Origin of the sequence: Halobacillus sp. Nhm2S1 (assembly GCF_019599545.1) — a bacterium.
In the GTDB taxonomy this organism is placed as follows: domain Bacteria; phylum Bacillota; class Bacilli; order Bacillales; family Halobacillaceae; genus Halobacillus.
Genome location: NZ_JAIEZV010000004.1, coordinates 43,687 through 60,347, shown reverse-complemented (window position 1 = coordinate 60,347; position 16,661 = coordinate 43,687). Strand labels below are relative to the sequence as shown.

Here is a 16,661-nt window from a genome sequence, read left to right as displayed (position 1 = left end):
GTGACTGGACCGCACCACACATCGCCTATGAGAACAAATAGAGACAACAAGCCTAGGGTAAAGTGCTGCAGACAAAAAGGACAACAATCGAAAGCCTGTATATCAACAGTACTTTGTTAACTAGTTTATAAATAATTAATCTACACACTAATAATATGTCCTTCTTGTCTTAATCTCTTCTTATAAAGGTATTACCTTCTCTTAAAGAAATTTCGTTCTGTACTTTCGATGTCTAAGTGTGGACCATTAGTACAAAAAAAGACGCGACATGATGTCGCATCTCTTCTATCGTTCCCATGTATCAACAGGAATACCTAATTCTTTCTCCAATTGATAGGGGTCAATGATTGAACAACGTTGTTGCTTGGAATCTAATGTCCGTTTAGCGCTGTAACGTTCTTTGATGTAGCCACTGTTATTCTTATTCTCGGAGAGGAAGTTTCTAAATTGTTTGTCTGATAACACGTCTTCATGATAGTTATATTCTTTACAGAATTTCCGAAGTTCTGCAAACCATCTTTTTGTTACAAACACTAACTCTCCGCTGTGTCTATTAAATGTATAATCTATACCATAGATGAAATTATTTGAGCTCCCCACCATGGTTGCAGTGTGTTCTAGTGCTTGGTCTAGAGAACTTTTAGCCTCTTCACCAGTAAGTTGGATTACTTGCTCTTGTATTATCGTGGGGAACGGTATAGATAGCTCTACTGCAAGCTCCCCCGCCAGGGTTTCAAATAAGCTCAATCCAGTTAGGGTTATTGCTATATTAATAGAAATGCGCTCAGGCAATTCGTAATAATCATCTAAGTATTCTTTGTGACTATTGAAAGTATCTTCAAGGTTTACTTGGCCATTATGAATCTTATTAAGTATCCATTGTACATACCCTCCCAAAAAAACACTCGAGTCTGTTTTGTTGAGCTGACGAAAAACAGTTTTGTACTCTTTGTTATTAGATAATGTATTAGGTGACAGTTTTGCAAGTACAATTCTTTCAATTAAGTTTGGTTGGTCAAAGGGCGTTTCCCCAATCCAAACAATAGGCGAAGTGTACTGGTAATCTATTGTGGATTGTGATTGGTGACCGCGTGAGTCATAAGTTGCTTTATAAGCATTTAAAGCAAGCCCTTTAATTTCACTTAAATAGTTTCTATTCATCTGCAAAGGACGGTACTCGTCAAGATATAGGGGCACCGCATTCAACGTATCCATTTCACGTATAATGGAGAACGGTGGGCGGGAACAAGACCTAATTTCATCGTTTCCGAATAGCTTTCCAAATAATTGAGCTGTACTTGTTTTTCCTGAACCTTTAGTACCCCACATCATTAACTGTGGAAATCCTCCATCAGCAATTTTTCGTATTAGTGGTGCCAATGGTGAGGCAAAGTGCCACCCTATAATTGGATAGATTACTTCAGCCTCATTTATTGAAGGGAGGAGGCGTAATATCTCGCTTGCGTGGTGTTCCCACTCATTAATCATTTTTAATGAGGTAGATCGTTCCAATGGAATTGGACTATTTATGAACTTTGAAATGAAGACAAGGTTAGGTTTTTTAACTATACCTTCGTGATTAATGCACTCATTATTTGTGATAAACATTCCATCATGTAGACCAATCTTGTTCACACCTGTTTTTTCAGTTACTTTAATCGTAAGCAAGTATTCTCTTAAATATTGAATATCTTTGTCCCCACCGAGCCAACTAACTTTACTACTATTAATGGCTGTAAGAAGCTCTTTCTTAGTTATTAGGGCTTTGTAATCCAGGGTTGTAGGTATTGGGGTACCATCGTTTACCACAATATCTCCTTTCAGAACTTCAGTTTCATCCGTTAAAATACGTTCTGTAGGTTTGAAAATGAAATTCGAAAGTCTTTTTTTATCTCTAAAGTAACAACCGCTCTGAACAATTATTTCTGTAGGTGTATAGTTGGTACCTTCACCCGAAGAAAGATTCTTTTTATCTTGTACCTTCTGCCATGCATTGGTTATGGTATTTTCCAGGTAAGGTCGTTGATGTTGGATTGGCCGCTCAAGAACCTTTTCACTAATTCTCCAATCTGGATTTGTTAAAGTGAAGGCGATTTCGCTTGGACTATGCCCATTTTCAAGCATTGAGCATATAACAGCAAATACCTTATCTGAGCGTGTACCGTACTCGCCGCCCTCAAGTATAAGGTTACGAATACCCATATGAACCCTTATGTCATCAAGGTCTATCTGTGAGTAACTATCAACTTTAATTCTTTCTACAACCTTAGGGTTCTTGGTTTCCACACTAGAAAGGTAATCAAAGTCCTTTAAGCTATAAACAGCCCCCGTGAATTCAATGATTTCACAACGTTTAGCATTTGTTTCCTCTTTATAATTCCAGCTTCCAGGCATTCTTAAAAGCCTAGGGAGGTCGCTAGTATCATCAGCATTGGTATATTTGTGGATGCGTTGAGTCAATTCCTTTATTTGTTCTCTATCCTTCTCTGAAGAAATGATAAACGGTGTATCAAACTTAAAGTAAGCATGAATACCATTTCCACTCGAAATGATTACTGAAGGAGGGGTGGGTAAGTTGTTTACTTTCTGTATAGCATCTTCTTTGTTGGAATGTTTAGGGTCAATATCTACCCATAAACCAGGTACATCTTTAATGTTTTTCTCCTTTCCTTCTTTCTGGCCACGAGTAGTAACACCAAAGTACACGTTTGTGTTACTTACTGATCCCGTTTCAATTAGACGGTGGACCAGATGTTCCTCTAAATCTTCGACTTCGATAAACCTCCGATCATTCATTTGGCTCCCTTTCATAATCCTGACTTCTATAAAGCCAGTTGTTCCTTGAAACCAGAAATTCAAAAAGCTGTAATTGGACATATTACTAGACATATTACTATCTCCTCTATTTTTTAAGATAGGCATATAGCGCCTTCACCCTCTATATACTTTGTTCTTTAAAGGTAGTTAAGGCGATATTTAAAAATAGTAGTCTTGGGATTAGTTTCTTCATCTATTGTCGTTTGGTTTCATAGTTATGTGGTGTGCAACACTAATCACAGGATTTTTCAGTTATATAAATTCGGCCCCCCTTCTCGATTAATATAGAAGTGCTTTTCCCTAGGCACTGGGGGGGTTAGATAATGCATTGAGCGCTTTTCGAGTCAACTTGGATCATATTTTAAGGTGACTTAACTTCCTGCCTTCACTGACGTATAGAGTTCACAGAGAAAAAATCTTTTTAAGAGGTGAAGGTAAATGATCATTATTGATGACTTTTTTGGACTTTGCTACATTCTAGAGGAGCTTGTCATACCTTTAGAGGACATCTTTACAGAGGAGGATGTTCATAATGGGTTATGTTAAAAAGGAAGGTTCAAGTTGGATGTATGTTACAGAATTAGGAAAGGACCCTGGTACAGGTAAAAGGAAAAGAAAGAGAAAGAGAGGTTTCAAGACGAAAAGAGACGCAGAGAAGGCGTTGTCTGTAATTGAAGCACAAATTTACGAGGGGACCTATCTAGAACCAAGTAAGAAGTTATACAAGGATTACTTACTCAATGATTGGTTTAGGATGAAGAGGGCGAGTATAGGTGAACAGACTATTGGAACCTATATGACCGTAGTTCATAAGCATATCATTCCAAACTTAGGACACATGCCTATGTCAACGATACATCCTTCACACATTCAAAACTTTATTCATGGCTTAAGTGAGAAGGATTATAAAGGTAGGACAGTTAAGAAGGTTCATGAAGTCATCAGGTCTTCCCTAGAACATGCGGTTTCATTGGATATTATACCCAAAAATGTAGCTGCAAAAGTGAAGTTACCTAGAATAGAAGATACTGAAATGGAGGTTTGGGATGATAAAAGTATGACCTCCTTCTTAAAGACAGCAGAAACCGATCGTTATTACATGGCTTTCTATATCGCTTTAACTACAGGAATGCGTCAGGGAGAAATTCTAGGGTTGAGATGGAAAGATATCGACTTTGAAAAAAAGTCATTATCCATTTACCAAACGTTACGTCATGATGGAAAAGGGTTTCTTTCAGGAGGGAAAACAAAAGCAAGTCAACGAACAATAGAGCTATCCAAAGAAACAGTGCAGACATTAAAGAAGCATAAAAAAACTATGCTGAAAGAGAAGCTCCAGGCTGGCGGGGAATATGAGGATTTAGATTTGGTAATCTGTACTGGGAATGGGAAACCAGTAAACCCTGCAAACATTAGAAGATCATTTAACAGGTTAATGAAGAAAGCAGTGGTACCTAAAATTACATTTCACGGGCTAAGACATACTCATGCTACATTTCTTCTGTCTAGAGATGTGAACCCGAAAGTGATAGCGGAACGCCTCGGACACACAGATATACGTATAACAATGAACACATATTCTCATGTGCTTCCGACCATGCAAAAAGTAGCTGTTACCCAAATTGATAGTTTACTTTCTTCTAATTAAAGGCTAGGGCACCAAATAGGCACCACTTATCATTTTGTGGTGCCTATCTTGATAGAATAAAAAAGAAAAAACCCTTGATATACAAGGGTTTTGAGTAGTGGAGCATAGCGGGCTCGAACCGCTGACCTCTTCGCTGCCAGCGAAGCGCTCTCCCAGCTGAGCTAATGCCCCATATGTTTTTTCGACAATTATTATTTTATATAGAGAGATGAAAAAAATCAAGAGTCTTTTGCATTCTTCTTCCAATCGTTGTTGTTAAACCAAACGTAAGCATTTAAGTAAGGGAGGGAGATCGTCCAATCACTTGAGAAAATTTTAGCGACCGGTGGTAGGTCTAGGGACCGATTCCAACCCTTACGTATCAGAAAGTAAGGAAGTTTTTACATCATTTTACAATATACTTAATATTCATAAAATTACAAAAACTATATTGACTTCTCTCTTTAAGGTTATATAATACTTTTATAACTATGATAACGCTTACATAAAGGGGGATTCTCGCTTTTGCCTATCTTAGAGGTCGAAAATGTTTCGTTGCAGTTCGGTGGTGTGAAAGCTTTGGATGATGTGTCCTATCACCTTGAAAAGGGTGAGATCTTTTCTTTGATTGGTCCGAATGGAGCAGGGAAGACAAGTATGCTGAACTGTATAAGCGGACTGTACAAGCCGACAGCAGGGTCGATCCGTTTTAAAGGAAAAGAATTACTGGGGATGAAACCGTACAAAAGGACTTCTCTAGGCATTGCCCGTGCATTTCAGAATATTGCTCTGTTTGAACATATGTCTGTGCTGGATAATTTGAAGCTTGGACGTCATGTCAAAATGAAGGCAGGAATTTTTACGGGTGGACTTTACTGGGGTGGTGCGGAGAAGGAAGAGGTCGTCCATCGTCAGTCAGTAGAGGAAGTCATTGAATTTCTCGAAATGCAGGAGATCCGCCACACGCCGGTGGGGACACTTCCATACGGGTTGAAGAAAAGAGTAGAGGTAGGTCGAGCGCTTGCCCTGGAACCTGAATTGATTTTGCTTGACGAACCGATGGCTGGGATGAACAGTGCTGAAAAAGAAGACATGGCCCGGTTCATTTTGGATATGCATGAACTGAATGGAATTACGGTGTTCCTCATTGAACACGACATGGGGGTCATCATGGATCTTTCCGACAAGATTGCTGTTCTGGACTTTGGGAAACGAATCGGTTTCGGTACACCTGAAGAAATTCAGAAGAATCCGGAAGTCATCAAAGCTTATTTGGGTGAACAAGAAGTGACCACATAAGGAGGGAACTGTGGAATGACGCATCGAACGCTGCCTCAGCTTTTGTTTGAAAAAGCAGATAAAGAAGGGAGGAAAGTAGCCTTTCGCCAGAAAAATTTAGGCATTTGGAAAGAATGGACCTGGCATAAATACTACAAAGAGGTAGAATCACTCGCCCTTGGTTTCCAAGAAGAATTTTCGATCCAAAAAGGAGACCGCATTGGAATCATCGGGGACAATCGACCGCAATGGGTTGTTACAGAACTTGCGGCTCAGTCGATTGGAGCTGTTCCTGTAGGGATTTACCAGGATGCTTCGCCGGACGCGATGGCCCATTACTTACACGAATGTGAACCTAGAATTTTAGTTGTTGAAGATCAGGAGCAGGTGGACAAGCTTCTTAAAATTATTGATTCGTTTCCTGCCATTGAAGCCATCCTTTTCTATAATGAAAAAGGTCTTCGGTCTTACTCCCATAACAAGCTGCTGGATTTAAAAAACGTGCAATCCATTGGGAGAACACGGGCCAGTGAAGACCCGTCTTTTTTTGAGGACCAAATACAAAAAGTAAAACCGTTGGATATTGCTTTTATTACGTTCACTTCTGGCGTGACCCGACATCCAAAAGCGGCAACTTTCACACATACCAACCTGATTCAAACAGCTTTATCTATTCATGAAGTAGATGCTGTAAAAGCCGATGACGACTACTTATCCTTCTTGTCACTCGCTTGGATTTGTGAACAAGTAATGGCGGTAGGACTCTCCTTGACGAGAGGGATGACCATTAACTTTCCTGAAGAACCTTCCACCATTTCAAACGATTTAAGAGAAATCGGACCACACTTGATCCAAGCACCTCCACGAACATTTGAGAACATGTTGAGCCGCTTCCAAATCCGAATGAATGATTCCACACGTTTGAAGAAAAAAGTATATGAACTTACCAGATCTGGTATAGAAAAAAACGCACGAGCAAAATTGAGCAACCGTTCGGTCTCTTTCTTATCGAAGATCAGTTACTCTATGAATGACTTCTTCATGTACAGTGCTATCCGTGACCATTTAGGACTTTCGCGTTTAAGAAGGGCTTACGTAACAGGCGGCAGGTTAAATAGCAATGCTTTTGAGTTCTTCCAAGGGTTAGGAGTGAACGTGAAACAGACGTATGGAATGGTCGAAACCACAGGGTATGCTTCTATTCAAAGGGATCATGAATGGACGTCGGCAGGTGCGGGCAAACCCCTGCCTGGTCTATCTATGAATATAGCTTCCCGAGGAGAGATACAAGTCGAAGGTCTACAGGTTTTTGCTGGTTATGTAGGAGGCTATCCTGTTACGGAATTTTCTACAGCGGATTACGGTCAAATCCTTGATACAGGGGAGATAGAAATCCGTGGAAGGATGGAAGAGCGATTAGCTTTGGATTCTACGGACGGGCAGTCCTCCAGTGAGATAGAAACCGAGCTTCGAAAGAGTCATTATTTACAGGAAGCTGTAGTCTTTGGTGAAGGTCGCTCCTATCTGACGGCCATGCTCACCATTCACCGGGCAAGCGTAGGGCGTTGGGCAGAGAAAAATCAAATATCCTATACAAGCTATCGGGATTTGACGATGCATCCAGAGGTCATTGACCTCATAAAGGGTGAAGTTGTAGAAATGATGGCATCCTTACCTGAGGAAAGTCGCATCAAACGGTTCGTCATCCTTCCTGAAGAGCTGCGACTGAGTGAGGGGGAGATGACGTCTACACAGAAAACGGTAAGAAGAAATGTGGAAAAAAATTATAAACGTTATTTAGCTGCGTTATATAACGATGCCGGACAGTTCGATACCCTTTCACATGTGAATTCTGAAGAAACGAATGAGGGGGAAATCGTGCCCGTCATCTTATTAGATCGATCACAGGGGGTGGCTTGAGTTGACTTTCTTTATGCAAATGCTGGTCAGTGGAATTGTAGTAGGGAGCATTTATGCGCTCGTAGCATTAGGGTTCGTCCTCATCTATAAAGCTAGCGATGCTCTGAATCTGGCAAATGGAGAATTCGTACTTATCGGATCATATATTTGTCTAACACTTGTCACTGCTTTGAAACTGCCTTTCCTAGTGGCTCTTGCGGTGACCCTGGGTGTGTGTGGGGTCCTTGGATTATTGGTGGAGAGAGTCGTGCTAAGACCGTTACTGAATGCGCCGACCATTTCTGTCATTATGGCAACAATCGGTCTCGGTAACTTACTCGCAGGGTTGGTCCATATGGTGTGGGGACACCAGACACGCGTGTATCCAAACCTCTTTCCGAACACCCCTGTGACTTTTGGCGAAGTCCTAATTACACCTGTTTATTTATGGTCGTTCATTATTGTTATGGCTTTACTTCTTGCGTTTACCATCTTCTTTAAATTTTCAAAAATGGGGGTCGCGATGCGCGCTGTAGCGGATGACCTTCAGGCAGCCGCCAGTATGGGAATCAATGTGAAACGAGTATTTGCTATCACCTGGGCGATCGCATGTATCGTTGCAGCTGTTGGAGGAGTACTGCTTGGAAACATAAACGGAGTCAACGCAACAATGAGCGTCATCGGCCTTACCGTTCTACCTGTGGTCATACTGGGAGGACTGGATAGTATCCCTGGGGCTATTGTTGGTGGATTTATTATTGGGATATTGCAAAGTATGGCAGGTGGTTATATCGATCCTCTTGTAGGAGGAGGATTGAAAGAAGTATTCCCGTTCATTGTCGTTATTTTAATACTAATGATCAAGCCATATGGTCTCTTTGGAAAAGGTGGAATGGAAAGGGTGTGAGGATATGAAAAATCCATTTGTCATGGAGTGTGGCAATTACAAAACCAGGTATGAGAAGGATATGGCTATTTTTTCAATCAAACGGGTGAAAATCAGGATGCTTGGACTAGCCATTTTAGCTTTTTTGTTCCCTTTATTCACTGACAATTACGTTATAGGACTTGCGACATTATGTGCAATTGCTTCCATAGGCGCCATCGGATTGAACATTTTGACAGGGTTCACCGGACAGATATCCATCGGTGTCGGGGCCTTCCTAGGTGTGGGAGGCTATACATCTGCCATCTTAACAAGTACGTTGGGGCTGAGCTTTTGGATAGCTTTGCCGGTTGCAGGTCTCATCACAGCATCTGTAGGAGCGCTGTTTGGAATTCCGTCTCTAAGATTGAAAGGACTTTACCTGGCGATTGCGACGTTAGCGGCACAGTTCATTATTTTGTTTATTATTAGCCGGTGGACAGGTTTAACAGGTGGAACCTCCGGCATGGTCCTTCAACGGCCATCCATTGGATCGTTTACTCTCATGTCTGCAGGCAGCTACTATTATTTGTGTCTCATCATTCTGCTTTTTACGATCGTCTACGCTCTGAATTTATTCCGCAGCCGTACAGGCAGAGCTTTTTTAGCTGTTCGCGATCGTGACGTAGCGGCGGAAATCATGGGAATTAACTTGTTCACATACAAGGTGCTTTCCTTTGCCATCAGTTCCTTTTTTGTCGGGATTGCTGGTGCGCTGCTCGCTCATTATACGATGATTGTTAGTCCGGAACTTTACAGCATAACGGTATCGATCCAATACTTGGCCATGATATTAGTCGGTGGCCTTGGTAGTATCCTTGGGTCCATTCTTGGAGCCATATTTATTACGCTTTTACCTGTGGGACTCGGTTTTATCATGGATTATATCGCTGTCTATATGCCGGATATGCAAAACACGTTAGCAGCCTTCCAGGAACTTGCCTTTGGTGCAGCAATCATCCTGTTTCTCATCTTTGAACCAGGGGGTCTTGCGCATATTTGGAGCAACATCAAAAATTATTTCAAAGTCTGGCCATTTTCTTATTAGTAAGTGGAGGAAAGGGATTTACACTCTTTGCTCTAAACTATAAAACAAATAGAAAGGGAGTCGAGGATTTGATTAAAACATACGCAAAGTCGACGATGCTTTTGTTGTGCTTCATCTTGTTGATGGGGATCATGGCTGCTTGTAGTGGAGAGGAAGGAGCGGCTGGTGGAGATGCAGCAGCTTCTGATGGTGATACTGTAAAAATTGGTGCACTCTTTGACATTACTGGTGGTACGGGTGATGTCGGTACTCCCTACTCAGAAGGTGAAAAAGCCTACTATGAATATTTAAATAGTCAAGGTGGAATTGATGGTGTTCAAGTCGAACTTATTGGTGATGATTACGCCTACGATATGGCAAAAGGACAGCGTTTGTACCAGGAGCTCCGGGATAAAGACAATGTATCAGCTATTCTTGGCTGGGGGACAGCGGACACAGAAGCACTCCGCCAGCAAGTAGCGAACGATCAACTTCCATATTTTTCTGCCTCCTATTCAGAAAACCTGAAAAATTTAGAAGAGAGTCCATACAACTTCCTGACAGCAGCTACATACTCAGACCAAGGAAGAGCTGTTGTGAAATGGATCAAGGATAATCACGAAGGAGACAATCCGACCCTCGCGCTTCTTTATAACGATACAGCGTTTGGACGTTCACCGATTGAGGACATCAAATCATACGCAGCTGAAGTCGGTGTGGATGTTGTTGATGAGCAAGTTATTCCGGTGACGGCGACAGAAGCACAGTCGCAAATGTTGAATATGCAGGAAGCAGCTCCGGACTACGCAATCATTCAGCAAACGTGGGGAGCGACAGCCACGATTTTACGGGAAGCTCAGACGCTTGGCATTGATACCCAATTTATCGGTTTGAACTGGGCGACTGGAGAAGGAGTTGTAGAAATTGCCGGTGACGCTGCTGAAGGAATGTTAGGAGTCGTGACCCACGCTTTTCCATATGAAGACTTGGAAGGACTGGCTGAAATGGAAGAGTATCTGGATTCTAAAGGAGAAAGCCTTGAAGATGTCAGTCAAAAATTCGTTCAAGGGTGGGTAACCGCTAAGATCATGGCTGAAGGTATAGGCAATGCCGAAGAATTGAATGGAGAAGGCATCCGTAAAGGGATTGAACAGATTAAAGACATGGATTTAGGTGGTTTGGCCGCTCCTGTCACTTTTTCGGAAGATAACCATGCAGGAACCAACCAAATCCGTCTGGCTGAAGTGAAAAATGGAAAATTTGAAGTCATCACGGATTATTTCAGTTATGAAGATTAAAAGATGGGGTCTCGTGAAAGAGGCCCCTTTTTTAAAGGATGGTGAACCAACATGTTAAAAGTTGATAATATCGAAGTGGTATATTCGAAGATGATTCTTGTCTTAAAAGGAATGTCCATTGAGGTGCCGGATGGAGATATCGTCGCTTTGCTAGGAAGTAATGGGGCAGGGAAGTCTACGACACTGAAAGCGATCTCGGGTTTGCTCGGGGGAGATAACGGTCAAGTGACGAAAGGGAAAATTATGTATCAACAGGAAGATATAACATCAATGAGTCCTGATAAAATTGTTCAAAAAGGTATTTTTCAAAGTATGGAAGGCAGAAGAGTCTTTAAGCATCTCACAGTCGAAGAAAATTTAACAGCGGGCGCGCACACGAGAAAAGATCGAAGAAACATAAAAGTAGATATGGAGCGGGTTTATCATTATTTTCCGAAGTTAAAAGCATTGCGTTCCCGACATGCAGGTCTGCTCTCAGGAGGCGAACAACAAATGCTCGCTATCGGAAGAGGAATCATGGCTAAACCCAAGTTATTGTTGTTGGATGAACCATCGCTTGGGATTGCACCACTTCTCGTCAAAGAAATCTTCCAAAATATTAAACAGATCAATGAAGAGGAAGGAATGTCCATTCTTGTGGTTGAGCAGAATGCCAATGTAGCACTCTCCATCGCCGATTATGGGTATATCATTGAAGACGGCCGCTCTGTTTTGGAAGCGCCTGTATCAGAACTGCTTTCTAACCAGGAAGTCCAAGAACACTATTTAGGGATGAGTGAAGAAGGACGTAAAAATTACAGAGATGTAAAATCCTATCGAAAGAAGCAACGCTGGATTTAGTATGAGAGGTTGTGGGAAACTGCTCTGATGTCTTAAGCTTAGTGTCAGAGAATAGGGAACATATACGAAATGGACACTTCCTGGACAGGAAGTGTTTTTTATTGTCCAGGAAATATTTCAGGGGAGGAAGAATATGAACAAAATGTGTCACAATAAATGGAAATTTGTTTAGAAATTGAGATTAAAGGAAAAAGACAGGTAATCAATGATGAAGAGGTGAAAAAATGTCAGAACGAAAAGTAAAGAACAGATGGTTGATCGCCTTAGGTGCGGTAGGGATTCATATTTCTATCGGTTCTGTTTATGCCTGGAGTAATTTCACAGGCCCACTGAGCGAAGAATTTGGCTGGTCAGCAAGTCAAGTGCAGTTGACCTTCAGTATCGCAATTTTATTTTTAGGATTATCTGCAGCCTTTTTAGGGTGGTTTGTAGAAAAATATGGCCCGAGGGTGGCCGGGATTACAGCTGCCATCTTTTTTGGTATCGGTGTGGCTGGATCAGGAATCGCTGTAAGCGCAGGATCCTTATGGATGCTGTACATATTCTACGGTGTTCTTGGAGGGGTAGGTTTAGGAGTTGGTTATATTGCGCCCGTTTCTACATTAGTAAAATGGTTCCCCGACCGTAGAGGTCTGGCAACGGGGATGGCGATTATGGGATTTGGGTTTGCAGCCGCCATTGCTAGTCCGTTGATGGATTTTCTTATTAATTCAGTAGGAATTGCAGCTACCTTCTATATTTTGGGGATCAGTTATTTTATCGTTATGATTGGTTCTTCCCTTTACATGTCCCGACCTCCTGAAGGTTGGACACCTAAAGGGTATGATCCAGATAATGAAACGGATACAGAGAAGCAGGATTTAGCAAATTTACGTGCGAAGGAAGCCTTGAAGACAAAGCGTTTTTATTACCTTTGGACGATGTTGTTCATTAATGTCACGTGTGGGATCGCTGTTATTTCTGCCGCTAAACCGTTGTTGGAGGAAAGCGTCGGGGTATCAGCCGCTACTGCAGCGACTCTCGTTGGTGTAATGGGGGTTTTCAATGGACTCGGAAGAATCGGCTGGGCAAGTGCTTCCGATTATATAGGTCGCGCGAACACGTATATCACTTTCTTTGTTTTGCAAATCGGGTTATTCCTTGTTCTTCCTTGGACAACCGCGACCTGGATCTTCGTTATTGCTTTTTCTATTATTTACACCTGTTATGGGGGCGGATTTGCTACGATCCCGGCGTTTATCGGGGATTTATTTGGGACAAAAGAACTTGGTGCCATTCATGGCTATATTTTGACAGCCTGGGCGGCAGCCGGCCTTGCAGGTCCGATTTTTGCGGCTTGGATGAAAGATACGACAGGAAGCTATGAGAACAGCCTCATTTTCTTTTCTGGTTTATTCGTTATTGCTCTGGTGGTATCCATTCTGACTAAGGTGGATGAACGGAAAAAACGAAAAGCATTGATGAATAAAGAAAAAACAGCATAAATGAAAAATGAAACTCGGATGCAGCTGATAGCATCCGGGTTTTTAATTTCTAAACTCATCAAAGAATGCTATGTAAGGTGCGACAGCTCAATTGTCAATGGTGCACGGGTGTTATTCATCATAAAACGGTAAGACTAGGCATAGGTCTCGTCCTTTTTAAAAAAGGTGGGGGCCTTATTCGTTATCAATGAAAAATTATCGATAAGGAGCTATAGAGTGTTGAAGATCGTATTTCAAGGTTAACCCAATGCGATTAGGGGAAGGGTTGAATTAAGAGTCATTGGCAGTCAGGAGGAATTGTGATGTTGTTTTCAGGAACGAAGGTTTCAGACCTTTCGAAAGCGTCTATTATTCTTATTTTAGCGGGCTTCCTATTGGTGGGTGGAGCCGTTTATTTCTTTACTGAACTTGCGGCAGAAGTGCTTGAACAGGAAAAGTTCGTTGTGGATCAGGCAGCGACAGATGTAGTGAGATCCATCACGACCCCGTGGATGGATACGTTTTGGGGATGGACCACAGAACTGGGGTCTGTTTTATTCATATCCATCGCATCAGTAGCCCTGCTTATCTTCTTATTGTTTTTTTCACCATTCAGCCGGTGGGTAGGGATTTATTTTGCCATCGTCATGATCGGTATTAGTTCTTTGACCAAATTGTTGAAAGTAACCTTTGAGCGCCAACGTCCGGAGGTGTTGGCGGAATATGATGGAACGGGCTTCAGTTTTCCTAGTGGACATACGACAGGCTCGGTTGTTTTTTACGGATTTCTCATTTACTTAATCGTCATCAGCCCCTTAAAGAAGCCTTGGAAATGGACAATAAACATAGTGCTCGGAATATTAATTGCACTTATTGGCCTTTCTCGTATTTATCTCGGAGTGCATTTCTTTACGGATGTTGTTGGAGGCACGTTGTTCGGTCTGGCATGGCTGCTCGTTTGCATCGCAGCACTGGAAATCACAATCTGGAATCAGAGGAGGAGACAATCAGGAAGTGTTCAAACCCTTTCAAAAGGGGAAACGGAAAGGAAGCAAGAGAAAGGATGATTGAGTTATGTTGTACATTTTAGTTATATTCTTACCGCCTTTAGCTGTTTTGTTTACAGGAAAACCACTAAAGGCACTATTAAATTTAATCTTGACCCTGATTTTTTATGTGCCGGGAGCGGTCCATGCGGCCGTAGTGGTGAAGGGTCATTATGACAGTAAAAAACGTGGATAAGAAAAAGGCCTGACAGCATTTCATAAGTTGTCAGGCCTTTTTTATTGATTCTCTTTTATACTCCTCGCTTATTTCCCCAGACAAGTGCATGCACTTGCGGGAGAACGCGTACTTTATTCAGTTTGGATGAGGCGACGACTTGGTCGATGAGCCATTCGTATTGGTCAAGGAGGTGACTGGCTAATGTCCCTGCTTCGCTTTCTTCCAAATCATCATTTCCGACTTGTAAAAAGAAGGGTACTTTGGGGTAACGTTGATGAACTTTTTCCGCATAGGTCAGGTCGTCTTCATTAAAAATGACGACTTTCAAGCTTGTGTGCTTTCCTCGATCAGCATATTCCAAACGGCTTATAATATCATCAAGAATGTCCCAGTCCGTCTTCATCCCAGAGCTTGGTGGTTTAGGTGAGATGGTCAAGTCGTCGATTTCGGTGAACCATTCCTGCCAACGGCTTCCCTGTGTTTCAAGGGCCACTTCGATACCTTTTTCATGGAGAGGTAGAATAAGCTCGTGTAAATTTTTTAATAGGGCAGGGTTCCCGCCGGAAATGGTGACGTGATCGAATTGTTCTCCACCAATGTCAAAAAGGCGGGCAACGATTTCTTCAGAAGTTAGCCGCTCAATGTCATGCTTAGCGCTGCCATCCCATGTGAAAGCGGAATCGCACCATGCACAGCTGTAGTCACATCCGGCTGTGCGGACAAACATCGTCTTTCTACCCACGACCATACCTTCTCCCTGAATTGTGGGTCCGAAAATTTCAAGAACGGGAAATTTATTCATTGCTCATCCACTCCCGTCTTGCTTCCGCATAACTAGTCGGTGTTTCGTATAGTTTTACAAACTCTACCCGACAATTATTTGGATCGCCTTTCAAAGCTTCTTCCATCTTTTCATAGATCCAGACGACCATATTTTCAGCCGTTGTATTCATGTTCGGCAGAGTGTCATTTAAATACCTGTGATCGAGATGGACTTCAATCTTCTCTTTCCAAATGTTCTTGATGTCACCGAAATCGATCACAAGCCCAATATCATCGGTAAATCCGCTGATGCCAAAGATTACTTTATACGTATGTCCATGGAGGTTTTTACATTTTCCTTCATAACAATGCAAGTGGTGAGCAGCATCAAAGGTGAATTCTTTACTGACGAGTACACGCTTTTGGTGGTACTTTAACTCTTGACGTTTGATGTCCTGATCGATTTTCTGCAAGTTTTCCACAATGGTGAATCCAAACATTATTCTGCCTCCTCTTTTTTAGCGACATAAGTATGAAGGCCATTCCTGCGAAGTTCGCAAGCTGGGCATTTTCCGCAACCATCTCCGCGCACACCGTTGTAGCAAGTCAATGTTTTTTCACGAACGTAGTCGAAAGCACCCAAGTCATCGGCCATCTCCCACGTTTCTGCTTTGTCCAGCCACATGAGTGGGGTATGGATAACGAATTCATCGTCCATGGATAAATTGAGAGTAACATTCAAGGATTTAACAAAAACATCACGGCAATCTGGATAACCGCTGAAGTCTGTCTCGCAGACTCCCGTAACAATATGCTTCGCACCAATTTGACGAGCTAGTATAGTGGCAAATGACAAGAATAATAGATTTCTTCCCGGTACAAAGGTTGAAGGAAGTTCTCCATCTTCGCCATCTTTTACTTCAATATCATCCCGGGTTAAAGCGTTAGGGGCTAGTTGATTGAGTAAAGACATGTCAAGGATATGGTGACGTACCTGCTGTTCTTCAGCAATTTCTTTCGCCACTTCAATTTCTTCTTTATGGCGTTGGTTGTAATCAAAAGTAACGACTTCAACGGAATCAAACTTCTTCAATGCCCAGAACAAACAAGTCGTACTGTCCTGACCCCCGCTGAATACAACCACAGCTTTATTATTTTTTTTCATAAAAAAATTCTCCTTTCATCATTGAAAAAGAGAATTCTACACACCCAAAAACATTAAAAAAACCGCACCTAAGGTAAGGTACAGTTCCATCCTTAGTTTTTTATAGAGGGTGTCGCTAGAACCTCTCCTGCCCTGAAGCAGACTTTATTTAATTTACCCTACTCATCTTAACACGAGAATATGCCCCTGGAAACCCTCGCCTACTCAACTTGCCCACATCAGCATTATTAAACAATTTGGCAGGATTGTGGAAGACTCGAATTAAAGATGCTTCTGGGTTCGTTACTAAGGTTAGTGTCAGGGTTGACTGGGAAGCTACTCGTCTAGCAGGACGAT

At 42.1% G+C, this 16,661-nt stretch carries 14 protein-coding genes, 1 tRNA gene and 1 riboswitch; of the genes, 10 read left to right on the top strand and 5 right to left on the bottom strand.

From position 1 onward, the window contains the following. Positions 1 to 285 precede the first annotated feature (285 nt). Positions 286 to 2,889, bottom strand: a complete 2,604-nt coding sequence (locus K2225_RS15810) for a hypothetical protein (RefSeq protein WP_220585627.1) — start codon at positions 2,887 to 2,889, stop codon at positions 286 to 288. 460 nt (positions 2,890 to 3,349) lie between these two features. On the opposite strand from K2225_RS15810, the gene K2225_RS15805 reads away from it, so the two are divergent. Continuing rightward, complete coding sequence (locus tag K2225_RS15805) at positions 3,350 to 4,465, top strand: tyrosine-type recombinase/integrase (protein ID WP_255574612.1); 1,116 nt, start codon at positions 3,350 to 3,352, stop codon at positions 4,463 to 4,465. A gap of 98 nt (positions 4,466 to 4,563) precedes the next feature. On the opposite strand, the gene K2225_RS15800 is transcribed toward K2225_RS15805, so the two are convergent. After that, positions 4,564 to 4,636: transfer RNA gene (locus K2225_RS15800), tRNA-Ala, on the bottom strand. A 333-nt stretch (positions 4,637 to 4,969) separates the two neighbouring features. Between K2225_RS15800 and K2225_RS15795 the strand changes: the two genes are divergently transcribed. From K2225_RS15795 to K2225_RS15755, 9 genes are all read left to right on the top strand, one after another. After that, positions 4,970 to 5,743 carry an ABC transporter ATP-binding protein gene (locus K2225_RS15795; RefSeq protein ID WP_220585626.1) on the top strand — a complete coding sequence of 258 codons (774 nt, stop codon included), beginning with the start codon at positions 4,970 to 4,972 and terminating at the stop codon, positions 5,741 to 5,743. A gap of 15 nt (positions 5,744 to 5,758) precedes the next feature. Then, the gene (locus tag K2225_RS15790; RefSeq protein WP_220585625.1) at positions 5,759 to 7,642 is read left to right on the top strand and encodes an AMP-binding protein; all 1,884 of its coding nucleotides are present in this window, start codon (positions 5,759 to 5,761) and stop codon (positions 7,640 to 7,642) included. A 1-nt stretch (position 7,643) separates the two neighbouring features. Next, positions 7,644 to 8,528 carry a branched-chain amino acid ABC transporter permease gene (locus K2225_RS15785; protein ID WP_146818856.1) on the top strand — a complete coding sequence of 295 codons (885 nt, stop codon included), beginning with the start codon at positions 7,644 to 7,646 and terminating at the stop codon, positions 8,526 to 8,528. Between the two features lie 4 nt (positions 8,529 to 8,532). Continuing rightward, positions 8,533 to 9,594 carry a branched-chain amino acid ABC transporter permease gene (locus K2225_RS15780; RefSeq protein ID WP_146818855.1) on the top strand — a complete coding sequence of 354 codons (1,062 nt, stop codon included), beginning with the start codon at positions 8,533 to 8,535 and terminating at the stop codon, positions 9,592 to 9,594. 95 nt (positions 9,595 to 9,689) lie between these two features. Then, a complete protein-coding gene (locus tag K2225_RS15775; protein WP_220585999.1) occupies positions 9,690 to 10,871 on the top strand; it encodes an ABC transporter substrate-binding protein in 1,182 nt (393 codons plus the stop codon). Between the two features lie 51 nt (positions 10,872 to 10,922). Continuing rightward, positions 10,923 to 11,711: an ABC transporter ATP-binding protein gene (locus tag K2225_RS15770; protein ID WP_220585624.1), complete on the top strand. Its 789-nt coding sequence runs from the start codon at positions 10,923 to 10,925 to the stop codon at positions 11,709 to 11,711. A gap of 224 nt (positions 11,712 to 11,935) precedes the next feature. Continuing rightward, positions 11,936 to 13,195, top strand: coding sequence for an L-lactate MFS transporter (locus tag K2225_RS15765; protein WP_220585623.1), 1,260 nt, complete (start codon positions 11,936 to 11,938; stop codon positions 13,193 to 13,195). 302 nt (positions 13,196 to 13,497) lie between these two features. Next, entirely contained in the window at positions 13,498 to 14,241 is a 744-nt protein-coding gene (locus K2225_RS15760) for a phosphatase PAP2 family protein (protein ID WP_220585622.1), read from the top strand. 7 nt (positions 14,242 to 14,248) lie between these two features. Further along, a complete protein-coding gene (locus K2225_RS15755) occupies positions 14,249 to 14,416 on the top strand; it encodes a YqaE/Pmp3 family membrane protein (protein ID WP_146818851.1) in 168 nt (55 codons plus the stop codon). A 55-nt stretch (positions 14,417 to 14,471) separates the two neighbouring features. On the opposite strand, the gene queE is transcribed toward K2225_RS15755, so the two are convergent. The 3 genes from queE to queC are packed head-to-tail and all read right to left on the bottom strand — an operon-like array spanning position 14,472 to position 16,325. Continuing rightward, complete coding sequence (queE, locus tag K2225_RS15750) at positions 14,472 to 15,200, bottom strand: 7-carboxy-7-deazaguanine synthase QueE (RefSeq protein WP_220585621.1); 729 nt, start codon at positions 15,198 to 15,200, stop codon at positions 14,472 to 14,474. Next, positions 15,193 to 15,660 carry a 6-carboxytetrahydropterin synthase QueD gene (gene queD / locus K2225_RS15745; protein WP_220585620.1) on the bottom strand — a complete coding sequence of 156 codons (468 nt, stop codon included), beginning with the start codon at positions 15,658 to 15,660 and terminating at the stop codon, positions 15,193 to 15,195. The genes queE and queD overlap by 8 nt, the downstream gene beginning before the upstream one ends. Next, positions 15,660 to 16,325, bottom strand: coding sequence for a 7-cyano-7-deazaguanine synthase QueC (queC, locus tag K2225_RS15740; RefSeq protein WP_220585619.1), 666 nt, complete (start codon positions 16,323 to 16,325; stop codon positions 15,660 to 15,662). The genes queD and queC overlap by 1 nt, the downstream gene beginning before the upstream one ends. An 86-nt stretch (positions 16,326 to 16,411) precedes the next feature. Then, positions 16,412 to 16,456, bottom strand: a riboswitch (PreQ1 riboswitch). Positions 16,457 to 16,661: the final 205 nt, after the last annotated feature.